The organism is Mycobacterium sp. TKK-01-0059 (genome assembly GCF_000709305.1).
GTDB lineage: Bacteria > Actinomycetota > Actinomycetes > Mycobacteriales > Mycobacteriaceae > Mycobacterium > Mycobacterium intracellulare.
Map to the genome: position 1 here is coordinate 3,805,694 of NZ_KL446993.1, position 21,357 is coordinate 3,827,050.

A 21,357-nucleotide genomic window follows, 5' to 3' on the forward strand; every position below is an offset into this window, starting at 1 on the left:
GCGTTGAATATCCTTGCGGCGCAACATATAACCTGTTATGGCTGGCCCATGTGCCTCCTGCGTGCCACGATGGCGTAATGGAGGACGCGCTGAGCTCGGAACGGGAATTCAACGAGCACAACATCGAAGAGTTTCGCCGCAATGGTGGCAAGGTCGGCGGACAGTTCGAGGGCTTCCCGCTGTTGTTGCTGACGTCAGAGGGTGCGCGCAGCGGCGCCCAACGCGTCAACCTGGTCGCCTACTTCGACATCGACGACAAAATCTATATCGTCGGCTCGGCGGCGGGCCGAGACAAGCATCCCGCGTGGGTGCACAACATCCGCGCCATCCCCGACGTGACCGTCGAGATCGGCTCCGACGCTCCCAAGTCGGTGACCGCGCGCGAATTGCCGCGCGAGGAAAGGGATTTGATCTATCCCGTCATCGTCGAGCGCGCTCCCGGCTTCGGCGAATACCAGCAACGCACCGATCGCGTCATCCCGGTCTTCGAATTGATGACCGACTGAAGGCGCGAGCCGCCAACAACATTCAGGTCCGCCGATTCGGCACGCTAACGCGTCGATTGCCGCACAATGATGTGCGCGGGTCGGGCCTGATGCGACGGGCCAACGCCGCGCGCCCTGCCCCAAAGGACGAAATGAGGTCGGCGATGAGACGGTACCTGCGGCGCTCCCTGATCGGCGTGTTCGCCCTCGCGCTGACGGGGTTGCCGGTGACGGTGCTCGGGACGTCCGCGATCTCCCGCGCCGACGGTGAATGCGCCCCGGGCTGGGGCTGGAGCGTCGAGCTGAATGAGTGCGTGTTCTTGCTTCCGGCCGCAAATGGCCCGGGTGGCCCCGGCGGGCCCGGCGGACCGGGTGGGCCCGGCGGACCGGGTGGACCGGGTGGACCGGGAGGGCCCGGTGGACCCGGGGCGCCCGGCCACCCAGGAGCGCACTAAAAGGCCCGCTTAGCTGCGGCAACGCCCGCCTGGAATCGGCGACATCGCCGGATGGTCGGCGCGCGGGAACTCCACCCGCCCGCCGGTCGTTATACCGGCTAAGTAATCCGATTCCGAGGGGGACAACAGCCGCATGCCACGCACAGACAACGACACCTGGGACCTTGCGACCAGTGTGGGTGCGACCGCCACGATGGTGGCGGCCGCCCGGGCGATCGCGACCAACGCCGACAACCCGCTGATCGAGGACCGATTCGCCGAGCCCCTGGTTCGTGCCGTCGGCGTGGACTTCTTCACGCGCTGGGTCTCCGGCGACCTGGTCGCCGCCGATGTCGACGACCACGAGTCCGGCTGGAAGCTCGAACACATGCCTGCCGCGATGGCTGCCCGCACCCGCTTCTTCGACTCGTTCTTCCAGGCCGCGACGCAGGCCGGGATCCGGCAGGCGGTGATTTTGGCGTCCGGCCTGGACGCACGCGCCTACCGGCTGCCCTGGCCCGCCGACATGACGGTGTTCGAGATCGATCAGCCGCAGGTGATCGAATTCAAGGCCGCCGCCCTGGGAGAGCTGGGCGCCGCCCCGCAGGCCGAGCTGCGCACGGTCCCCGTCGATCTGCGCAACGATTGGCCAAAAGCCTTGGCGGACGCGGGATTCGACAAGAGCCGGCCCACGGCGTGGATCGCGGAAGGGCTCTTCGGTTATCTGCCGCCCGAGGCGCAGGACCGCCTGCTGGACAACATCACCGCACTCAGCGCCGAGGGCAGCCGGCTGGCGTGCGAAGCTATTCCGGACATGTCCGAGGTAGACACCGAGAAAGCTCAGGAAATGATGCGCAGGGCCACCGCGAAATGGCGTGAGCACGGCTTCGACCTGGAATTCGGTGATCTCGGCTACCAGGGCGAGCGCAGCGACGTCGCCGCGTACCTCGACAACCTGGGCTGGCGCTCGGTCGGCGTCCAGATGAGTGAGCTGCTGGCGGACTTCGGCCTGGACTCGATCCCGCAGACCAACGACTCGGTCTCGGTGGCTGACACCGTCTACTTCAGCTCGGTGCTGGCCAAGTGACCGCACCGCAGCGCCGCGGGCTCAACGAAGCCGTCACCCGGATGTGGACCCTCCTCGCGCCGGCCTACGACCTGCCGTTCCTGCAGCAGTGGGTATACCGGCCGCCGCACAATGAGGTGATCGCGCAGCTGCGCAACCACGGAGCGCGAAAGATCGCTGATATCGCCTGCGGCACGGGGATTCTCAGTGACCGGATCCAGCGTGAACTGAATCCCGACGAGATCTATGGCGTCGACATGTCCGACGGCATGCTCAGCCAGGCCCGGGCCAAATCGGATCGGGTGCAGTGGTTGCGCGGCCCGGCCGAACAGCTTCCCTTCGACGACGGTGCGCTCGACGCGGTCGTGACGACCTCGGCGTTCCACTTCTTCGATCAGCCCGCGGCGCTGCGCGAATTCCATCGCGTGCTCGCGCCCGGCGGCCTGGTGGCCGTGTCGGCCCTGAGCACGCGGCAACCGCGGCTGCAGTCTTCCGCGCAGAACCGGTGGAAGCCGCAACACAACACGTCGGCGCCCGAGATGCGGGCGCTGTTCGAAGACGCCGGGTTCGTGATCAGCGATCAGCACCGGATCCCGCGGCCGGTCTGGACCCGCCTCGTGTCCGACCTGTTGACCGTCGGCACCAAACGCTGAAACTCGCGTCGAACCGCGGAAGCGTTCGCCGCCAACGCATTAAACGACGATGCCCGCGTCGCCGATCGGCGAGGCGGGCATCGCGTTCAGCGATCTTTACAGCGGAATCCAGACCCCGAAGAAGTCGAATCCCCACTGGTTGAAACGAGGGTTCCAGTACGGCGTTTCCTGGTAGCCCCAGTAGTCGATCGGGCCGTAAACCCAGTGACCGCCGGGCGGGGGGAGCGGTCGATCCCACGCCGGCCGCGGCGGTGCGCCCGGGCCCCACGGGCCGGGCCCGTCGCCCCACGGGGCGCCGTGGAAGTAGCCGCGCTGGTCATCGCCGTGCCACGGGCCGCCCGGACCACCGGGTCCGCCCGGACCACCGGGTCCACCCGGGTGATCGGGACCGGGGCCGCCGGGACCACCCGGACCGCCCGGACCGCCGGGGTGATCGGGACCGGGGCCGCCGGGGCCGCCAGGCCCGCCAGGCCCACCGGAATGACCGGGTCCACCCGGGCCCCCGGGCGGACCACCAGGACCACCGGGACCGCCAGGACCACCGGGTCCGCCGGGATCGTTGGGCCCGGTGGGGGCGTGGAAGCCCCCGGGTTGCGGTGCGCCATGACCACCGGGACCGGGCGGCGGACCGCCCGGCGCGGCGTTGGCAAACCCGGCGCCCATTCCCAGGGCCGCGGCGCTGAGCGCGCCGGCGATGGTCACCCCTCCGACAAGCTGCTTCAACTTCATGGTGCTTCACCTATCCACTAGGGACTTCTTCAACTAGGGATGTGCTCGGAACCTCCCCCCGACACAACCCAGACGCTAGATAGCTTCCCTATGGACTAGCTGTGTCTGGCCCATGCAATGCTTGGGCGGGGCATCGACACGCACCGGTTTGGCAAGGCTAGGTTGGCTAGTCGGCCAGGGTTTTCCTCTATATCGTTGCCGCCGTGTCGACTACGTCACATCCGGCCGAACCGCATGTCGGATCGGTGTCCTCGAAGCTGAATTGGCTGCGCGCGGGCGTGCTGGGCGCCAACGACGGGATCGTCTCCACCGCGGGCATCGTCGTCGGGGTTGCGGCAGCAACGACCCTGCGAGCGCCGATCTTGACCGCCGGAAGCGCCGCGCTGGTCGCCGGAGCGGTGTCGATGGCCCTCGGCGAATACGTATCCGTCAGCACCCAACGCGACACGGAAAGGGCGTTGCTGCGCCAGGAGCGTCGCGAATTGCGCGACGATCCGGCCGCCGAACTGGACGAGCTCGCCGAACTCTATGAAGCGAAAGGCCTGACGGCCGCCACCGCGCGCACCGTGGCAGAGGAACTCACCGATCAGAATCCGTTGCTGGCCCATGCCGAGGTCGAACTCGGCATCAATCCCGAGGAGCTGACGAATCCGTGGCAGGCGGCATCGTCGTCGGCCCTGTCCTTCGCGATCGGCGCCCTGCTGCCGTTGATCGCCATTCTGGCCCCGCCGACCACGTGGCGGATCCCCGTCACCATGGTGGCGGTGCTGATGGCGCTGGTGGTCACCGGAGCGGTCTCGGCCGGCCTGGGCGGGGCGCCGAAGCTTCGCGCGGTGCTGCGCAACGCCATCGGGGGCAGCCTCGCACTGACGGTCACCTACGTGATCGGTCACCTGGTGGGCGCCGCCATCGACTGACCGGCACGGTGCGCATCCAGCGACTGGAAGCGCAACTGTAACATTCACGGTTGCGGATCTCAGCAGGGTTCCGCGATCCCCTCACGCGAAGGGTCATGCAGTGGCCGAGCCCAATTTCGTTCCGGATGAAGCCCGATGGGCGGAGCCGGCGCCGTATTTCGTGCGCGACGAAAAACATTTCGTACCAACACAAATCGCGCGCGGCGGCTGGGGCCCATCGCTCAGCGGCCACGTCGTCGGCGGACTCTTGGCGTGGGCGGTCGAGCGGGCCGCGCCGGACGCGCACCTGCAACCCGCGCGGCTCACCGTCGACCTGCCCCGGCCGACGGCGCTCAAACCGCTCGAGGTGCACACCGAGGTGCGGCAGGACCGGCGGCGTTTGCGCCTGGTCGAGGCCGTCATCATCCAGGACGGCGCCCCCGTGGCACAGGCCAGCGCGCTGTTCGTGCGGCGCGGTCTCCAGCCCGACGGACACATCTGGTCACCGCCGGTACAGATGCCGCCGATGCCGCTGGGTGAGACTTCCCCGACGCTTTTCATGCGCACCTACGGCTGGGGCTCGGAGGTGCAGAACCCCGAGCCGGATTGGCCCCAGACCGATGGCCCGAAATACACCTGGTTGCACGAGAACCGCCCGTTGATCGACGACGAACCGCTGTCCGCCTTCACCCGCGCCGCGATGGCGGGCGACATCACGGCCTCGATCGCCAACTGGGGCACCAACTCCCTGGAATTCATCAACGTCGACTACACGCTGACGCTGACCCGGCTGCCCGAGGGACCGCACATCGGGCTGGCTTCCCTCATGCATCACAGCCACGACGGGGTGGCCAGCGGCTCCGCGGTACTCGTCGACGAGAAGGGCCCGATCGGCACCGGTGTGTCGGTCGCCGTCGCGCATTCGGGATTTCGCCCGCCCTCCACCGACCCGACGGTTCGCTGACGTTGGCTGGCGCCGGCACGTTCTGGGCGTTGATTGCCGATGCGGCGCAACGTGGATCGAACCGGCCGCTTCTCGCCGACGAGCACGGTCGCAGCCTGACCGCACGCCAGCTCCACGACGCCGCGTGCGCCACTGCCGCCGCCTTCGCCGAACGGGGTGTCCGCGCGGGAACCGTGGTGTCCTGGCAGCTGCCCACCACGCTGGAAACCCTGGTGGTGATGTCCGCGCTGGCCCGGCTGGGTGCGGTGCAAAACCCGATCATCCCGTTGCTGCGCGAGAGCGAAGTCGGCTTCATCACCGGCCAGTTGAACACCGAATTCCTTGTGGCACCGTACGTTTGGCGCGGCTTCGACCACTGCGGCCTGGCCCGCGAGTTGGCGCGGGACAAGGGTTTTGAGGTCATCACCCTCGACCTGGACACGCCTCCGTCCGGCGAGCTGCGGCTGCCCGGCGCCCACCACGGCTCCCTGCCCGCGCCCCCACGATCGGCCGACGACGCCCGCTGGGTCTACTACTCCTCCGGGACCACCGCGGACCCCAAAGGGATCCGCCACACCGATACCTCGGTCATCGCCGGCTCGGCGGGGGTGGTGGGCATGGTCGGGGCCACGAGCAGCGACGTGGACCCCATCGCCTTCCCGATCGCTCACATCGGCGGGGCGGCGATGCTGGCGACGGCCCTGCTGACCGGCATGCGGCTGGCGCTGTTCGCGTCGTTCGACCCCGCGACGACGCCGCTGGCCATCGCCGCCCACAACCCGACGTTCCTGGGCACCGCCACCCCGTTCTTCGTGGCGTTCCTGGAAGCCCAACGCGCCCACGGTGATCGGCCGTTGTTTCCGTCCGTGCGGGGTGGCCTGGCGGGAGGCGCGCCCATCACCGCCGAACTCGGACGGCAGGTCCGGGAGACCTTCGGCATCGCCGGGATCGCCAACGCGTGGGGGATGACCGAGTTTCCGTGTGCGACTTCGCCGCCCCTGACCGCCCCGCCGGAGGTGCTCGACCACACCGTCGGCCCGCCGGTGCCCGGGGTCAAGGTTCGCGTGGTCGACAACTACGAGGTCGAACTGGGCGCCGGCCAGGAGGGGGAGCTGCGACTCAAGGGCCCCCAATGTTTCCTCGGTTACGCCGATCCTTCGCTGGACGCCGAGGCTTTCGACAACGACGGGTGGCTGCGCACAGGCGATCTCGGCCTGATCGATGCGAACGGCAACGTCCGCGTCACCGGTCGCACCAAAGACGCGATCATCCGCAACGCGGAGAACATCTCCGCCCTCGAGATCGAGAATGCGCTCGCGACCCATCCCGCCGTCGCCGACGTCGCCGTCATCGGGATCCCCGACCCGCGCACCGGCGAACGCGTCTGCGCCGTCGTGGTGCCCGCCACCGCCGACGGTGTGACGCTGGAATCCCTTGTGCAACACTGCCAATCGCGGGGGCTGAGCCGTTACAAGCACCCCGAACATCTCGTGGTCGTCGACGCGCTCCCGCGCAATCAATTCGGCAAGGTGATCAAAAAGGACCTGCGCGCGGCGTTTGGCTGACCTTCCCTATTCGCGCACGTGTAACGCCACGGCGAGATTCCGCTGGGCAGATTCATACGGTCAATGCAATTTCCACGTTTGAGGAGGTTGCAGGTGTCAGTTGCTTATCCGCGTTCGATGCGGCGAGAGTTCTTTGATCGGGTGTGTGCAGGGGAATCATTGCGTGAAGCCGGCCGTCAGGTCGGTGTGTCGATCCAGACCGGATGGAGCTGGTGGCATGACGCTGGATCAATGCAATTACGAAGTGGTACGGGCTCTGATACCGGCCTTGCCGAACCAGGTGATCTGACCCGGCCGGGCGCGCGGGGACACCGGCTCAGTTTCGATGAACGCCTGGTGATTATGCGGGGTCTGGACAAGGGCCTCACCCAGGTCGAGATCGCCGACGAGCTCGACCGCGACGCCAGCGTCATCTCCCGTGAGCTCAAACGCAATCGCAATCCCGACGGGGATTACCACGCTGGTCTTGCCCATGCCCGCGCCGCCAAGAAAGCCAAGCGTCCCAAAGCATTCAAACTCCAAGACCGCGCGCTATGCGAGGCCATAGAGGACTGGATGGATCAGGGATGGAGTCCCAAACTGATCGCCGATGTCTTGGCGCGCGATCACCCCGATGACAGGCTGGCACGGGTGAGCCACGAAACCATCTACCAGTGCCTCTACGTCCAAACTCGTGGTCAACTGCGCGCCGACCTGAGTAAGCGTTTGTCGACGAAACGCGCGGCCCGCAAATCCCGGGACCACACCGAACGGCGGGGGAAATTCCACGATGTGTTCACCATCAGCGACCGGCCCGCCGAGGCCGCCGACCGCGCGGTGCCCGGCCACTGGGAAGGTGATCTGATCGTCGGCCCCAACAGCGCCATCGGCACCCTGGTCGAGCGGTCCACCCGCTTTACGATGCTGCTGCATTTGCCCGGCGATCACACCGCCGAGACGGTGGCCGGCGCGATGATCGAAGCGATGCGCCAGTTACCCGAACACCTTCGTCGATCAATCACCTGGGACCGTGGCAGCGAAATGGCCCGCTGGCGCGACATTCACCTGCAACTCAACACCCCGGTCTATTTCTGCAATCCGCACTCGCCCTGGCAACGCGGCACCAACGAAAACACCAACCGCCTCCTGCGCTTCTGGTTCGAAAAGGGCAGCGACCTCAGCGGTTACACCCCAGCAGACCTCAAACGCATCCAAGACACCCTCAACCGACGACCGCGCCCAACCCTTGACCTCGACACCCCCGCCCAACGCCTGGCCGCCCTCCTCGACCAAGCCGCCTAACAAAAATGCATTAGCCACTTGACTTTGAGGCTGAATTTTTCGCCGTGGCGTTACGCCCGCGGCGCGATGCTATAACCCCTTGGGCGCGTCGCGAACCGCCTGCACGGCCGCGGCGTCGCCGTCGAACTCGACCTGCGCCGCGCGCCCGACGGAGAACAGCAACAGCTCGGCGGGCGCGCCGGTCACCGTGACCGCCGGACCCTGACCGGCGGTGAGCAACGTCTTGCCCTCCGGGGTGCGCAGCGCCACCCGGGCGGGCGCCTTGGCGAGCGTCATCCGGGCCATCAGCGGCAGGGTGCGGCGCAGCATCGTGCTCAGCGCGGGCTCCAGCGCGCGCGGCTGCCAGCCCGGCTGCGCGCGGCGCACGTCCTCGTGATGGATGAACATCTCGGCGACGTTGGCGACCGGGTCGAGCAGCTTGAGCGGGGAGTAGACCGGCGGGCCGGCGGCGACCTTGCCGACCAGCTCGTCCCACTCGTTTCGCTCGCTCACCTGGTTTTGCACCTTGGCGGTGTGGGAGGCGAAGAACGGGATCAGGATGCCCGGGGCGGCGTCGGGCCGATACTCCCGGATCACCAGGTGGGCGGCCAGGTCCCGCGTCGTCCAGCCCTCGCACAGGGTGGGAGCGTCCGGACCGACCTCGCGCATGGTGTCCACCAGGGCGGCGCGTTCGCGTTGAGCAACAGACATGGGTTCAGCGTAGAGCCGGTCACCCCCGAAGAGGACGGGTCCACCACACACCGACGGCCGGCGGCTCGGTAAATTTGAGACCGTCCGGCCCTGGAAAGGAGATATAGGAGAAGTCATGAACGCGCGCGTCGAGCAGTTGGAGTTTCAGGCAGAGGCTCGGCAACTGCTGGATCTGATGGTCCACTCCGTCTACTCCAACAAGGACTCGTTCCTGCGGGAGCTGATCTCCAACGCCTCCGACGCGTTGGACAAGCTGCGGCTCGAAGCGTTCCGCAACAAGGACCTCGACGTCGACACCTCCGACCTGCACATCGAGATCGACGTCGACCACCAGGCGCGCACCCTGACCATCCGCGACAACGGCATCGGCATGACCCGCGCCGAAGTGGTCGACCTGATCGGGACGCTGGCCAAGTCGGGCACCGCCGAGCTGCGCCAGCAACTCCGCGAGGCCAAGAACGCCAAGAACGAGGCCGCCTCCGAGGAGCTCATCGGCCAGTTCGGCATCGGCTTCTATTCGAGCTTCATGGTGGCCGACAAGGTCGAACTGCTCACCCGCAAGGCCGGCGAGAGCGACGCCACCAAATGGGAATCCAGCGGCGAGGGCACCTACACGATCGAATCGATCGACGGTGCGCCGCAGGGGACGTCGGTCATCTTGCACCTCAAACCCGAAGACGCCGAGGACGAGCTGCACGACTACACGTCGGAGTTCAAGCTTCGGGGTCTGGTCAAGAAGTACTCCGACTTCATCGCCTGGCCGATTCGCATGCAGGTCGAGCGCCGGGAACCCGCTGCCGAAGAGGGCGGCGAGGAGACCGTCACCATCGAGACCGAGACCCTCAACTCGATGAAGGCCCTGTGGGCCAGGCCCAAGGACGAGGTCTCCGAGGAGGAGTACAAGGAGTTCTACAAGCACATCGCGCACGCGTGGGACGACCCGCTCGAGGTCATCGCGATGAAGGCCGAGGGCACCTTCGAATACCAGGCGCTGCTGTTCATTCCGTCCCACGCGCCGTTCGATCTGTTCAACCGCGACGCCCAGATCGGCATCCAGCTCTACGTCAAGCGCGTGTTCATCATGGGCGACTGCGACCAGCTCATGCCCGAATACCTGCGCTTCGTCAAGGGTGTGGTTGACGCGCAGGACATGTCGCTCAACGTCTCGCGCGAGATCCTGCAGCAGGATCGGCAGATCAACGCCATCCGGCGGCGGTTGACCAAGAAGGTCCTGTCCACCATCAAGGACCTGCAGTCCGAGCGCCCCGACGACTATCGGACCTTCTGGACCCAGTTCGGCCGGGTCGTCAAGGAAGGCCTGCTGTCGGACTTCGACAACCAGGAGACGCTGCTGCAGGTCTCCTCGTTCGCCTCGACGCACAGCGAGGAGGAAGCCACCACGCTCGCCCAGTACGTGGAGCGCATGAAGGACGGCCAGACGCAGATCTTCTACGCGACGGGGGAGACGCGTCAGCAGATCCTCAAGTCGCCGCATCTCGAGGCGTTCAAGGCCAAGGGCTACGAGGTGCTGCTGCTCACCGACCCCGTCGACGAGGTCTGGGTGGGCACCGTGACCGAATTCGACGGCAAGCCACTGCAGTCGATCGCCAAGGGCGAGGTCGACCTCAGCGCCGAGGGCGACGAGAGCGAGGCCGAGCGCGAAGAGCAGCAGAAGGAATTCGCCGACCTGCTCACCTGGCTGAAGGACACCCTGGCCGATCACGTCAAGGAAGTTCGGCTCTCCACCCGGCTGACCGACTCGCCGGCCTGCCTGATCACCGACGCCTTCGGGATCACGCCCGCGCTCGCGCGCCTCTACCGCGCCTCTGGCCAGGACATTCCGGTGGGCAAGCGGATCCTCGAACTCAATCCGAACCACCCGCTGGTCACCGGCTTGCGCCAGGCGCACCAGGACCGCAGTGACGACCCGTCCATCGCCGAGACCGCCGAATTGCTCTACGGCACAGCGCTTCTCGCCGAAGGCGGCGCGCTCGACGATCCGGCACGGTTCGCCGAGATGCTGGCCGATCGGCTGGCCCGGACGGTGTAGGCCGGGCGTCGAGCGGGCGGATGCGGCAACATTTGGAGGTCAAAAAGGTGTTGAAACGCCTCCGGCGGGGATAATCAGGTCCCATGGCTGAGTTTCGCGTGATCGACCCGCACGGGCGGGTCGTCGCGACGAAGAATTTCGCCAACGCGGAGGCCGCCCACGTATGGTTCGTCCACTCGGTCGGCGGCAACACCGAGCTGGGCTGGCGCATGGAGGTCAACGACGACGGGCAGTGGGCCTTCTTCGATGACACCGAAGGCTTTACCGCACCAGTGAGCCGCCGGCCGACGAAGCGCTGAATCGACGATCGACGCTCGCGGGGGTCCACGTAGGCTCCCACCATGCATGTCGACGCGATGACGACTCCCCAGCCGCTCGGTCAAATCGGCGAGCTTGCCCGACGAACCCAATCCGCCGGCTTCTCCGGTCTGTTGTTCACCGAGACGGGCCGCACCGCCTATCTGAACGCCGCCGTCGCCTCGCAGGCCGCGCCCGATCTCGAACTGTCCACGGGCGTCGCGGTGGCCTTCCCGCGCAGCCCGTTCGTCACCGCCGCCGCCGCGTGGGAACTGCAGGAAGCGACCGAGGGAAAGTTCCGGCTGGGGTTGGGAACCCAGGTGCGCACCCACGTCGTGCGCCGCTACGGCACGGCCTTCGAGCGGCCCGGCCCGCGGCTGCGCGACTACCTGCTCGCCGTGAAGGCGTGTTTCGCGGCGTTTCGCTCCGGGACGCTTGAGCACCACGGCGACTTCTACGATCTCGACTTCATCACCCCGCAGTGGAGCCCCGGGCCCATCAACGCCCCCGACCCGAAAGTCGATATCGCGGCGGTGAATCCGTGGATGCTGCGGATGGCCGGCGAGGTGGCTGACGGGGTGCACGTCCACCCGATCGGCGAACCGGGATACCTGGCCCGTCACGTGCTGCCGACGGTCGCCGAAGGGGCGGCCAAGGCCGGGCGTTCGGTGTCGGACCTCGCGATCATCGTGCCCGTCATGACGATCGTCGGTGACAGTGACGAAGAGCGCGACAAGCAGCGCGAAGTCGTGCGCGCCAGCATGGCGTTCTACGGAAGCACGCCCAACTACGCATTCATTTGGGACGAGGCCGGTTTCGAGGGCACGACCGCCCGGATCCGCGAGAAGCAGAAGGCCGGCGACTTCGCCGGCATGGCCGCCCAGGTCAGCGACGACCACATCGCCGTGTTCGCGACCGAGTCGAGCTGGGACGGGCTGGCCGACGCGCTGACCGACAAATACGCCGGGATGGCCACGCGTTTGGTGATGTACAACTCCGTGGCCGACCAGGACCGCTTCGAGCGCTACGGCGAGGTGGCCTGCCGGATACGGGAACGCTAATAGGGTTGCGGCAGAAGGCTATTGGGGTCCGTTACTGTTTGTCGACCTTCGCGCCGATCTGGTTGGCGATGGTGACCCCGAGGTCCCCGACATCCTTGCGGCACGCGTCGACGTCGATGACGACGTTGCGGCGTGCGGTCAGGACCCGCTGACAGGGCATCGTGACGTTCGCGCCGTCCCCGTTGACCGTCACCGTCACCGAAGTGCTCAGCACCCCATTGGCGTTGGACACCGACCCCACCTTCCACCGCAGTTCGGGGTGAGTGCCGTCGGCCGGGACGGTGTCCTGGCGATTGGCGCAGGCGGGCCAGCGCTGCGCCGAGGTGGTGACGAACGCGCTCGCCTGCTCGGGGGAGGGGAACAACACCACAAACTGGTAGACGTCAGGGCTTTCCAGTTGGCTGGCGCCGGGGGGCGTCGGCGCGATGTCGTGGTAGCCGTACACGCCGGTGCTTCCGCTGTCGACGTATTCGGACGCCAGGCCCGCATGGATCGTGTACTTGCATTCGGGCGGGAAGGTGTAGTCGGTGCGGTGCACCGGGTCTTCGCCGAGGTTGGTGAACGGCGGGTCGCTCGTCGTCCCCCGGGTGCCCAGCGCGCTGTCGATGTCGTCGGGGCTGAGCATCAGGTCGGGCAGCGCGGCCTTCTCGAGGGGAGTCTTCGGCGAAGCCGTCGTGGTCGTGCCCGACGGCGCGGCGGTGTCACCCGCGTTGCTGTCACCGCAACCCGCGACGAGCATCCCGGCGGCGGCGACGGCGGCAGTTAGCTGGCGCATGGTGGGTGCCCTTCCTGCTTGAGCCGACTCCTCAGGGGTCGTTTGCGGTGGAGCATACGACAGCGCCGGCCGCGGCGCGCCGGTTCGGCGCGAGGGGCTATCTTCGCGGGGTGTCCGCAGTGAACTTCGCGTCCGTCGCGCCGATCGTCCCCGTTCGGAATCTCGACGTCGCCCTGGACCGCTACCGGCGGCTCGGGTTCGACGCCCGCGCGTACGACGGCCCGGACCGCTACGGCTTCGTCGACCGCGGGTCGGTGTCGCTGCACCTCACCGAGTGGGACGAACACGACCCGTTGCGCACCGCCGCGAGCGTGTACTTCTACGTCAGCGACGCCGACGCGCTGCACGCCGAGTGGTCCGCGCTGGAGAATCTCGAGGGCCGGTTGATCGCGCCGCAGGACACGCCCTACGGATTGCGGGAGTTCGCCTATGTCGATCCCGACGGCACCGCGCACCGGGTCGGCTCGCCGCTGACCTGATCCGGGGCCGCCACGCCGGCTTCGTGGCGCACCGGTCACAGACGCAACACGCGTCCCTCCGCCGGGGGACACACGAAATGCCCACCTCCGAGCGACAATCCGAGCGAGAGCGGCGGGACACCGGCCCAACACCGGACCACCCCGCGCGGTTGTCGCTCGGAGGTGGGCATTTGCGGTCATCCTCTCCGGGCGGCGCCAGAGCTCCCTACGTGACGGCCGTGGTCAACAAGCGGTGATGCCGCGACGCGCGCGTCAGCTCTCGCGCCGGATCCTGAGCGCGGTGGTGATCATGGGAATCTGCAGCGGCAGCCGGGCCAGGGCAACGATCCGCATCGCCCACGGCTTGTCCCACCACAACCGGACCATGTTGACGTTGCCCGGGAAGACCCCGACGAACAGCGCGACGGCGGCCAGCGCGGCGGTTCGCCGGGTGCGTCGCGGCACCAGCAGCGCCCCGATCGCCAGCTCGGCCACTCCCGACCCGTAGGTGTACAGCCGCGGGCTGCCGGGCAGTTCGACGGGGATGATCGAGTCGAACGGTTTGGGCGCCACGAAGTGCAGGGTGCCGATCCCGAGCAGCATCGCCGCGACACGGAAGGCCAGTTGCTGGGTGGCGTCACGGCCGGCGAGGGGTCTCGTTGTCATGCAGACATTGTGCCCATTGCGGCCAGGGCCTACGCGCGGTCCGCGTCGGTGTAGCGGATGATGCCGCGAATGTTGCGCCCCTCGAGCATGTCGCGATAGCCGTCGTTGATCTGCTCGAGGGTGTACTCGCGCGTGACCATGTCGTCGAGGTTGAGCTGCCCCAGCGTGTACAACTCGAGGATCGCCGGGATGTCGTACTGGGGATTGCCGCCACCAAAAATGCTGCCCTGCAAGCTTTTCTGCAGCAGCGAGAGCCCGGCGAGGTTGAGGGTGACATCGTTGGCCATCACGCTGGCCATGCCGGTGAGGCAACATACCCCGCCCTTGGCCGTCAGCCCCATCCACGACTCGACGTCTTTGCCCTCCACGTGGCCCACGGTGACGATTACCTTGCGGCACATCATGCCTCGCGTCGCCTCGGCAATGCCGGCCGCGGCGCTGCCCACGTCCGCGAAAGCCGCTGTGGCGCCGAACTTGAGCGCCTGCTCGCGCTTCCATTCGTAGGGATCGACGGCGAATATCCGTCGGGCCCCGGCGATGCGGGCGCCCTGCAGCGCGGCGACGCCGACGCCGCCGATGCCGATGACGGCGACGTCCTCACCCGGTGCGACCGCCGCGCTGCGTACCGCCGAGCCGTAGCCGGTGGTCACCCCGCAGCCCACCAGGCAGGCCACGTCGAACGGGATCGCGGGATCGATTTTGACCACCGAGGTCTGGTGCACCACCGCGTACGGCGCGAACGTCCCCAGCAGTGACATCGGGATGACGTCGCGGCCCCGCGCGGTGACCCGAAAGGATCCGTCGGACACCGATTGACCCGACAGCAACCCCATGCCCAGGTCGCACAGGTTGCGCAGCCCGGTCTGGCACGGCGTGCACTTGCCGCAGGACGGGATGAACGACATGACCACGTGGTCGCCGACGGCCAGGTGCTCGACGCCGTCGCCGACCTCGGTGATGATCCCGGCGCCCTCGTGCCCGCCGAGCACCGGGAAGCAGGGGATGGGGAAGTCACCGGTCAGCAGGTGGTGGTCGGAGTGGCACAACCCGGCCGTCTCCAACCGGACCGTCACCTCGCCGGGGCGGGGATCGCCGATCTCGATCTCGTCGATCACCCAGGGTTCGTTGAGATCCCAGATCAGGGCGCCTTTGGTTTTCAACGCGGAGGCCTCCTGAACGTGTACTAACCGCTTAATTGTTAGCGCGGTCACAGACCGGCCCCCACCGAACTTAGACCAATACTATTGCCTATACAGTATTTGAAACGATTCGCCGCGACTGAACGCCGCCAGACCGCTCGAGGTTGAAAACATGGGTACACCCGTCATCGTTGGAGCCGTCCGAACGGCGATCGGCCGTTCCTTCAAGGGGACGCTCGTCAACACGCCACCCGAGACGCTGATCACCGCGGTGCTTCCCGAGGTGGTGCGCCGGTCCGGTGTGGACCCGGCCGCCATCGACGACATCATTTTCGCCGAATCCCACTACGGGGGCGGCGATCTCGCTCGGTATGCGGCCACCGCGACCGGCCTCGAGCATGTCCCCGGTCAATCGGTCAACCGGCATTGCGCGGGCAGCCTCACCGCGATCGGCAACGCGGCGGCGCAGATCGGTTCCGGCATGGAGCGGGTGCTGATCGCCGGCGGCGTGCAGTCGCTGTCGATGACGCCGCTGACCAACTGGCGCATCCCCGGACCCGAGCTGAAGTTCGAGGAGCGGTGGATGCCGCCGACGCACGTCGAGACGCCCGACGCGCCGGCCAAGGACATGTCGATCACGGTCGGCTGGAACACCGCCCAGACCGTCGGCATCACGCGCGAGGAGATGGACGCGTGGGCGGCCCGCTCGCATCAGCGCGCCGTCGCGGCCCAGGACGCGGGCAAGTTCGTCGATGAGATCCTGCCCCTGAAGATTTCGCAGGCGGACGGTTCGGTCATCGAGTTCGCCGTCGACGAGCACCCCCGCCGTGACACCACCGTCGAAAAGCTGGCCGGCCTCAAGGTATTGCACCCCGAGATCGAGGGCTTCTCGATCACGGCGGGAAACAGCAGCGGCACCAACGACGCCGCGGCCGCGGTCGCGCTGGTCGACCGCGAGTACGCCGACGCGGAGAAGCTCAACGTGATGGGCACGGTCAGGGCGTGGGCCGCCGCGGGCGTGCCGCCACGGGACTGCGGCCTGGGTGCGGTCAAGGTCATCGGAAAGGTGTTGCAGCGCGCCGGGTTGTCGCCCGGCGACGTGGCGCTGTGGGAGATCAACGAGGCGTTCGCGTCCGTGCCGATCGCGGCGTGCCGGGAATACGGCCTCGACGAGGAGAAGGTGAACTTCTCCGGTAGCGGCTGCAGCCTGGGCCACCCGATCGCGGCCTCCGGCGCGCGCATGGTGACCACGCTGGCCTACGAGCTGGCCCGCCGCGGCGGCGGCATCGGCGTCGCGGCGATGTGCGCCGGCGGCGGCCAGGGCGGCGCTGTCGTCATCGAGGTCTAGCGGCGATCGCGAGGGCGGCACAGCGGGTCGCCGCCATCAGGTCTAGCGTCGTTAGTTACAGAACGTGTAGCCGATGAACTGGGTGCCCCGCGTGTCGCCGCTGGCGTAGTTGGCAAAGTGCACGGCCGGTTTTCCGTCGTACTGCGTGTTCATCTGCTGCACGGACGGCGGCGGGACGTCTTTGGGGAAGGCCAGGATCATGTCGGCGAAAATCTCCAGGCCGGCCTGGCAGATGGCTTCGCGCCGGGGCGGCTGTGGATTCCACGCGTGCACCACCACCGGCTCGGTCAGCTGAGATCCCGTCGCGCAATTCGGGTCGCAGAGCTTGAACACGGCCGTGCCGGTCCCGTCGGCGCCCTGCGGTCCCCAGGAGTTCCACGACATGTCCTGCAGCGCAACCGCCACGCTGGCGCACCCCAGAACGTTGAGCTTCTTGGGACGCGCGACCGGAGGGACGGACGGGTTGTAGCAGCCGGGGATGGCGAAGCTCTCCGGTGCCGACGGCGGTGGGCTGGTGGTGGGACCCGTCGCGCTGTGGTTGCCTTCGGTTACCCGCACCCCCACGACGGCCAAAACCCCGACCAGCACGACCGCCGCAATGCCGATCGCGATCAAACGCCCCCGCGAGATGTGCCGCAACCGCCTCGATGTAGGGACGTTGGCGTTGCCGCTCACATCCACCAGATTACGGACCACTTTCTGGTCGGGGGTGGCACCCTGCGACGGCATCTCAGGGTAAAGTTGGTCATCGCTGCCAACTTATCGAGGATTCCGTGGAGACGCCGATGAATGACCATGACCTGGCCGCGCGGTTGGCCACCGACGCGGGCCAGCTGCTGCTCGGGGTCCGGCAAGAGTTCGCCGACGCGGAAGCGAGCGAACGGAAAGCGGCGGGGGACAAGCGATCCCACGACTTTCTGATGGCGGCGCTCGCCGCGGAGCGCCCCGGGGACGCGGTGCTGTCCGAGGAGGGCGCCGACAACCCGGTGCGGTTGCGCGCGGAGCGCGTCTGGATCGTCGATCCGCTGGACGGGACGCGGGAGTTCTCCGAGCTCGGGCGCGACGACTGGGCGGTGCACGTCGCGTTGTGGGAGGCCGGCGAGCTGGTTGCCGGGGCGGTGGCGCTGCCGGCGCAGGGCATCACGTTCGCCACCCCCGACATCGCGTCGCCTCCGGCGGCGCCGGGCAAGCCGCGGATCGTGGTCTCGCGCACCCGCCCGCCCGCCATCGCGCTGAACGTCCGGGACGCCCTGGACGGCGTTCTGGTCGAAATGGGTTCGGCCGGCGCCAAGGTGGCGTCGATCGTCCAGGGCTTGTCCGATGTGTACGTGCACGCCGGCGGGCAGTACGAATGGGACTCCGCCGCCCCGGTGGCGGTGGCGCGCGCCGCGGGGCTGCACACCTCCCGCATCGACGGGTCCGCCCTGGCCTACAACCAGCCGGACCCGAAGCTGCCGGACCTCGTCGTGTGCCGTCCCGAGCTCGCGGAAGCCGTACTCGCGGTTACCGGCTGACCGGCCGCGCCGGCCTACGTCCAGGGGACCGCTAGACCGTGACGAAGTCCGCCATCATGGCCATGTCCTCGTGCTCGAGGTTGTGGCAGTGGACCAGATAGGTTCCGCGATAGTCGGTGAACCGCACGATCACTTCCACGGCTTCGGCCGGGGCCACGTCGACGGTGTCTTTCCAACCGTGATCGAAGCGCCCGGGCGGCTTGTTGTTGCGCGACAGGACTTGAAACGGGTTGAGATGGACGTGGATTGGATGCCGGATGTCGGTGATGAAGCGCCAGACTTCGACATCGCCGATGCGCGGCGTCGCAACCGGAGTGCCGGGCTTGTAGGGCTTGTTGTTGATCGTCCACACACCGGCCCGGCCTTGTCCGAACAGAAAGGTGCGGGTGGTCGTGGCACGCCTCCGATCCAGGGGCGCAACGCTTTCGCTGAGCCGTTCGGGAATGCTTGATTCGTCCGAGCGGTCGGTGCCGAGGACGTCGAAGCGCATGACTTCCGTAGTGGACTGTGCGCCAAGGGTGTTGACGAGCCGTACCCGGGTGCCGCGACGGTAGCGGGAGAAGTCGACGACGACGTCGAAGCGTTCGGCCGGCGCGATGTCGATCGCGTCGTGCGTGATCGGACTGGCCAGAAGCCCACCGTCACTTCCGATCTGGGCGAACGGCGGTCCTTCGGGTGGCGGCGGGTCGAGCCGCAATCGGTAGCGGCGGGCGTTGGAGGCGTTGAGTACTCGGAATCGATACCGTGCGGGATCGGTGTCGAGCACGGGCCATGGCGCGCCGTTGACCAGTACGACGTCGCCGAGCACACCGTTCATATAGGAGGCGGCGGCCTCACCGCTGTCGGCGAGCGGGTACTGGAACGAGCCGTCCGCGGCAAACGATCGATCGGTGATCATCAGCGCGATGTCGCGATCACCCTTTGGCAGTGGGAGGGCCAGCTCCTCATCGTCGTGAACGAGGTGAAATCCCGCGAGCCCACGCCAGACGGCTTGGCCGGTGTAGCCCATTCGGTGGTCGTGATACCACAACGTCGCCGCGCGTTGCTGCATGGGGTAGACGTATTCGCGTTGCCCGACAACGGAATTGCGTGACATTCCCGCCGCCATGCCGCCGTCACCGGGAGTGACCTTCGGGCCCTGTGGTTCGATCAGGTCGAGCGGATAACCGTCACTGTCGGGCGGGGTATGGCCGCCATGAAGGTGCACAGCAACGGGAACGGGCAACGCGTTGCGGTGGCGGATCACGGTGCGCCGTCCCGACCGGGAGACGATTGTGGGACCGGGAAAGGTTCCGCCATAGGTCCAGGCGGGCGTAGTCAGGCCGGGCAGTATCGGCAGGTCGGCGGCGCGCTGGGTGATCTCGTAATAGTCGCTCGTGGCGTCGCTGGCGACGGGGGCCAGCTGAATTGGGATCGGCAACCGCGTCTGGTAGAGCGGCGGCAGCGGTACCTGGCTGCGCAGCAGCTTGCCCGGCTCGGCGGGACCCAGCGCCAGCTGCGCCGCGGGCCATCCCGCTCCTGCGACACCGACGCCCGCCGTGAGCAAGCCGGCGCGCAGCAGGGTGCGCCGCTTCACGATGCCACCTCGCCGTCGACGGCGCGCCGAGCCGGCAACGGGGTACGCCAAATCACCGTCGCCACTTGGACAATCCCGACGACGAGCAAGACGCCCAGCGGAACGTGTACGGCAGTCAGTCGCAGTTCGCCTGCGGCGAACTCGGCGACGAGCAACAACGTCTGCGCTATGCCGCCCAAGAACGCGCCGCGCGGGCCGCCGAGACGCCAGATCCAGGCGAGGATAGCGACTTGCACCACAGAGGTGAGGGTGATCGCTTTCGCCCCGAGCGAGTGCAGCATCAGCGCGTCGTACTGGCCGCCGAGAAAATTGCCCGCCAAAGTGGCCTGCGCGAGCGCGAGCACCACCATCGATGCGGTGCTGGCACGCGCCAACAGCAGCGGTCCCCGCATGGCCGGGCGTCGTCCACCGGTGTTCACAGGACCGCCGGGTGTGCTGCAATCGCCACGCCGAGGGCGGCGCAGTTGAGCGCCAGCAGGAATCCGCCGAACATCATCTGGCCCGTGATGTCGTGGGCCAGCACGTGGGTGTACACGGCGCACACGAAAAATATGACCAACCCCGCAGCGGCGGCAATGCCTATTGCCGGTATCCACAGGCCCACGATGAGTCCCAGGGTTCCCAATGTCTTCAGGGTGCCGATAGGAAACCTCAACCACGACACCGGCACGCCCGCGCTCGCCATCCCCGGCAGAATCGGCGCGAAGTGAACCAGCGCCGCGATACCCGAGAATCCATCGAAGGCGATCGCAGTGAATGTCACGATCAAATATGCGGTGTGCACCGTGCCCTCCTCGGGGGATTCATCTCGTCGGTATCGAGTCAGAGTCTTTGGCCGACAGTGCCTCTCGACGTACCATCTGCCACAGGGTCGGGGTGGACTGGGTCGTCGAGATGACCACGATGCGCCCGAGGGAAGCCGAGTCGAGTCGGCCCGTTGGCTCCGAAGATGACCGTCTTCATCGTTCACTTCCCAATTTGTCACGACTAGTGATTATCACGGTACATGACGATTATGCACGGTGCCAGACTGAATGTAGGGAGACTGAAGCCGCGCTGCAGCGCGCCGGCAGCACGGTGTCGTGACTTCGCGCCGTATGGGTTAGGGAATGCGGCCGACGAGCGCATTGCCTCGTCGCGCCCGCCGATCGGTCAATGACCGGCAATCACGCCAGTTGGGGATGAACTCCGGGAATGAGCCCTGCCCCAGCGGCGACGCGCTGAAGGAGGCGGCGCAGCGTGGCGCGTTCCTTCGCAGACAGGGGCGCGGCTATTTCGTTCTCGAGGTCGCGGCCCTGCTCATGCAGCGCGGGCAGCAGGCGGCGGGCCTTGGCGGTAAGCGTGACAGCGACCGCGCGCCGATCCTCGGGGCGCGGTAACCGCTTTGCGAGTCCTCGCTGTTCAAGCTGGTCGATGACCACAACCATGGCATTGCGGTGGATCCCGAGGCGTTCGGAGAGCTGACGCTGGGATTGGCCGTCGGCACTAGCGAGTGCCAGCAGAACTGCGTACGTGCGCGGGTCGGCCCCTATCGACGAAAGCCGGCGCTGGAAGTCGCTGCTGATATGGGCGCCGAGTTGCGCGAGGAGAAACGGGATTCGTTCGTCGAGTTCAGCAATGCCGGAGTGATGTTCGCTCGGCGGCTTGGGCAACGTCGGCTCCTCGAGTACTGGACTGTTTGCGCCGCAACGCTTTACGTACGAAGCGTTGCCAGTGCAGGGATTATCATCC

Annotated in this window: 24 protein-coding genes; 14 read left to right on the top strand and 10 right to left on the bottom strand. The window is 67.3% G+C overall.

The features are described from left to right. The first annotated feature begins 77 nt into the window (after nt 1–77). The 4 genes from K883_RS17965 (at nt 78) to K883_RS17975 (ending at nt 2,638) form a co-directional block, all read left to right on the top strand. Nucleotides 78–506, top strand: coding sequence for a nitroreductase family deazaflavin-dependent oxidoreductase (locus K883_RS17965; protein ID WP_036455113.1), 429 nt, complete (start codon nt 78–80; stop codon nt 504–506). Nucleotides 507–649: 143 nt separating this feature from the next. Next, entirely contained in the window at nt 650–940 is a 291-nt protein-coding gene (locus K883_RS28050) for a hypothetical protein (RefSeq protein WP_081914380.1), read from the top strand. A gap of 133 nt (nt 941–1,073) precedes the next feature. After that, nucleotides 1,074–2,006 (top strand): SAM-dependent methyltransferase, encoded by a 933-nt coding sequence (locus K883_RS17970; RefSeq protein WP_036455114.1) that lies wholly within the window; start codon nt 1,074–1,076, stop codon nt 2,004–2,006. Next, nucleotides 2,003–2,638: a class I SAM-dependent methyltransferase gene (locus K883_RS17975; protein WP_014384433.1), complete on the top strand. Its 636-nt coding sequence runs from the start codon at nt 2,003–2,005 to the stop codon at nt 2,636–2,638. Before K883_RS17970 ends, K883_RS17975 begins: the two co-directional genes overlap by 4 nt. 96 nt (nt 2,639–2,734) lie before the next feature. On the opposite strand, the gene K883_RS26935 is transcribed toward K883_RS17975, so the two are convergent. Beyond that, nucleotides 2,735–3,367 carry a hypothetical protein gene (locus tag K883_RS26935; protein ID WP_014384434.1) on the bottom strand — a complete coding sequence of 211 codons (633 nt, stop codon included), beginning with the start codon at nt 3,365–3,367 and terminating at the stop codon, nt 2,735–2,737. 203 nt (nt 3,368–3,570) lie between these two features. Here K883_RS26935 and K883_RS17985 point away from each other — a divergent pair, with 203 nt between their 5' ends. From K883_RS17985 to K883_RS18000, 4 genes are all read left to right on the top strand, one after another. Then, a complete protein-coding gene (locus K883_RS17985) occupies nt 3,571–4,284 on the top strand; it encodes a VIT1/CCC1 transporter family protein (protein WP_008255713.1) in 714 nt (237 codons plus the stop codon). Nucleotides 4,285–4,384: 100 nt separating this feature from the next. Further along, complete coding sequence (locus K883_RS17990; RefSeq protein ID WP_036455115.1) at nt 4,385–5,227, top strand: thioesterase family protein; 843 nt, start codon at nt 4,385–4,387, stop codon at nt 5,225–5,227. A 2-nt stretch (nt 5,228–5,229) separates the two neighbouring features. Next, complete coding sequence (locus K883_RS17995; RefSeq protein ID WP_036455116.1) at nt 5,230–6,771, top strand: class I adenylate-forming enzyme family protein; 1,542 nt, start codon at nt 5,230–5,232, stop codon at nt 6,769–6,771. A gap of 87 nt (nt 6,772–6,858) precedes the next feature. After that, on the top strand, nt 6,859–8,052 hold the full coding sequence (locus tag K883_RS18000) for an IS30 family transposase (RefSeq protein WP_369751691.1): 1,194 nt from the start codon (nt 6,859–6,861) through the stop codon (nt 8,050–8,052). A gap of 69 nt (nt 8,053–8,121) precedes the next feature. Here the strand turns inward: K883_RS18000 and K883_RS18005 are convergent, their stop codons facing one another. Then, on the bottom strand, nt 8,122–8,742 hold the full coding sequence (locus K883_RS18005; RefSeq protein ID WP_036455117.1) for a TIGR03085 family metal-binding protein: 621 nt from the start codon (nt 8,740–8,742) through the stop codon (nt 8,122–8,124). 115 nt (nt 8,743–8,857) lie between these two features. On the opposite strand from K883_RS18005, the gene htpG reads away from it, so the two are divergent. The 3 genes from htpG (at nt 8,858) to K883_RS18020 (ending at nt 12,150) form a co-directional block, all read left to right on the top strand. Beyond that, nucleotides 8,858–10,792, top strand: coding sequence for a molecular chaperone HtpG (gene htpG, locus K883_RS18010; protein ID WP_036455118.1), 1,935 nt, complete (start codon nt 8,858–8,860; stop codon nt 10,790–10,792). A gap of 83 nt (nt 10,793–10,875) precedes the next feature. Then, nucleotides 10,876–11,091, top strand: coding sequence for a hypothetical protein (locus K883_RS18015; protein WP_036455119.1), 216 nt, complete (start codon nt 10,876–10,878; stop codon nt 11,089–11,091). A gap of 42 nt (nt 11,092–11,133) precedes the next feature. After that, nucleotides 11,134–12,150: a TIGR03617 family F420-dependent LLM class oxidoreductase gene (locus tag K883_RS18020; protein WP_036455120.1), complete on the top strand. Its 1,017-nt coding sequence runs from the start codon at nt 11,134–11,136 to the stop codon at nt 12,148–12,150. Between the two features lie 31 nt (nt 12,151–12,181). Here the strand turns inward: K883_RS18020 and K883_RS18025 are convergent, their stop codons facing one another. Beyond that, complete coding sequence (locus K883_RS18025; RefSeq protein ID WP_036455121.1) at nt 12,182–12,925, bottom strand: sensor domain-containing protein; 744 nt, start codon at nt 12,923–12,925, stop codon at nt 12,182–12,184. Between the two features lie 119 nt (nt 12,926–13,044). On the opposite strand from K883_RS18025, the gene K883_RS18030 reads away from it, so the two are divergent. Continuing rightward, nucleotides 13,045–13,404, top strand: a complete 360-nt coding sequence (locus K883_RS18030; protein WP_014711398.1) for a bleomycin resistance protein — start codon at nt 13,045–13,047, stop codon at nt 13,402–13,404. Between the two features lie 252 nt (nt 13,405–13,656). On the opposite strand, the gene K883_RS18035 is transcribed toward K883_RS18030, so the two are convergent. Both K883_RS18035 and K883_RS18040 read right to left on the bottom strand, forming a co-directional pair. Then, nucleotides 13,657–14,049 carry a DoxX family protein gene (locus tag K883_RS18035; protein ID WP_014711399.1) on the bottom strand — a complete coding sequence of 131 codons (393 nt, stop codon included), beginning with the start codon at nt 14,047–14,049 and terminating at the stop codon, nt 13,657–13,659. A gap of 29 nt (nt 14,050–14,078) precedes the next feature. Further along, nucleotides 14,079–15,209 (bottom strand): NDMA-dependent alcohol dehydrogenase, encoded by a 1,131-nt coding sequence (locus K883_RS18040; RefSeq protein ID WP_014711400.1) that lies wholly within the window; start codon nt 15,207–15,209, stop codon nt 14,079–14,081. 151 nt (nt 15,210–15,360) lie between these two features. Here K883_RS18040 and K883_RS18045 point away from each other — a divergent pair, with 151 nt between their 5' ends. Then, a complete protein-coding gene (locus K883_RS18045) occupies nt 15,361–16,536 on the top strand; it encodes a thiolase family protein (RefSeq protein WP_009952300.1) in 1,176 nt (391 codons plus the stop codon). Between the two features lie 51 nt (nt 16,537–16,587). On the opposite strand, the gene K883_RS18050 is transcribed toward K883_RS18045, so the two are convergent. After that, nucleotides 16,588–17,151: a hypothetical protein gene (locus tag K883_RS18050; protein ID WP_014382325.1), complete on the bottom strand. Its 564-nt coding sequence runs from the start codon at nt 17,149–17,151 to the stop codon at nt 16,588–16,590. A gap of 170 nt (nt 17,152–17,321) precedes the next feature. Between K883_RS18050 and K883_RS18055 the strand changes: the two genes are divergently transcribed. After that, on the top strand, nt 17,322–18,050 hold the full coding sequence (locus K883_RS18055) for a 3'(2'),5'-bisphosphate nucleotidase CysQ (RefSeq protein WP_014711402.1): 729 nt from the start codon (nt 17,322–17,324) through the stop codon (nt 18,048–18,050). Nucleotides 18,051–18,081: 31 nt separating this feature from the next. Here K883_RS18055 and K883_RS18060 read toward each other — a convergent pair whose 3' ends face one another. The 4 genes from K883_RS18060 to K883_RS26940 all read right to left on the bottom strand — a co-directional run bounded on the left by K883_RS18060 (nt 18,082) and on the right by K883_RS26940 (nt 21,278). Further along, nucleotides 18,082–19,626, bottom strand: a complete 1,545-nt coding sequence (locus K883_RS18060; protein WP_014711403.1) for a multicopper oxidase family protein — start codon at nt 19,624–19,626, stop codon at nt 18,082–18,084. Then, entirely contained in the window at nt 19,623–20,018 is a 396-nt protein-coding gene (locus tag K883_RS18065) for a hypothetical protein (protein WP_014711404.1), read from the bottom strand. The genes K883_RS18060 and K883_RS18065 overlap by 4 nt, the downstream gene beginning before the upstream one ends. A 23-nt stretch (nt 20,019–20,041) precedes the next feature. Next, nucleotides 20,042–20,410 carry a DoxX family protein gene (locus K883_RS18070; protein ID WP_008255734.1) on the bottom strand — a complete coding sequence of 123 codons (369 nt, stop codon included), beginning with the start codon at nt 20,408–20,410 and terminating at the stop codon, nt 20,042–20,044. A gap of 382 nt (nt 20,411–20,792) precedes the next feature. Then, entirely contained in the window at nt 20,793–21,278 is a 486-nt protein-coding gene (locus tag K883_RS26940; RefSeq protein WP_014711405.1) for a MarR family winged helix-turn-helix transcriptional regulator, read from the bottom strand. Nucleotides 21,279–21,357: the final 79 nt, after the last annotated feature.

Excerpts from the sequence above, each read along its gene's own strand:
- K883_RS17965 (WP_036455113.1), top strand. The coding sequence starts at position 78 with ATGGAGGACGCGCTGAGCTCGGAACGGGAATTCAACGAGCACAACATC.
- K883_RS28050 (WP_081914380.1), top strand. The coding sequence starts at position 650 with ATGAGACGGTACCTGCGGCGCTCCCTGATCGGCGTGTTCGCCCTCGCG.
- K883_RS17970 (WP_036455114.1), top strand. The coding sequence starts at position 1,074 with ATGCCACGCACAGACAACGACACCTGGGACCTTGCGACCAGTGTGGGT.
- K883_RS26935 (WP_014384434.1), bottom strand. The coding sequence starts at position 3,367 with ATGAAGTTGAAGCAGCTTGTCGGAGGGGTGACCATCGCCGGCGCGCTC.
- K883_RS18005 (WP_036455117.1), bottom strand. The coding sequence starts at position 8,742 with ATGTCTGTTGCTCAACGCGAACGCGCCGCCCTGGTGGACACCATGCGC.
- htpG (WP_036455118.1), top strand. The coding sequence starts at position 8,858 with ATGAACGCGCGCGTCGAGCAGTTGGAGTTTCAGGCAGAGGCTCGGCAA.
- K883_RS18015 (WP_036455119.1), top strand. The coding sequence starts at position 10,876 with ATGGCTGAGTTTCGCGTGATCGACCCGCACGGGCGGGTCGTCGCGACG.
- K883_RS18020 (WP_036455120.1), top strand. The coding sequence starts at position 11,134 with ATGCATGTCGACGCGATGACGACTCCCCAGCCGCTCGGTCAAATCGGC.
- K883_RS18025 (WP_036455121.1), bottom strand. The coding sequence starts at position 12,925 with ATGCGCCAGCTAACTGCCGCCGTCGCCGCCGCCGGGATGCTCGTCGCG.
- K883_RS18035 (WP_014711399.1), bottom strand. The coding sequence starts at position 14,049 with ATGACAACGAGACCCCTCGCCGGCCGTGACGCCACCCAGCAACTGGCC.
- K883_RS18045 (WP_009952300.1), top strand. The coding sequence starts at position 15,361 with ATGGGTACACCCGTCATCGTTGGAGCCGTCCGAACGGCGATCGGCCGT.
- K883_RS18055 (WP_014711402.1), top strand. The coding sequence starts at position 17,322 with ATGAATGACCATGACCTGGCCGCGCGGTTGGCCACCGACGCGGGCCAG.
- K883_RS18065 (WP_014711404.1), bottom strand. The coding sequence starts at position 20,018 with ATGCGGGGACCGCTGCTGTTGGCGCGTGCCAGCACCGCATCGATGGTG.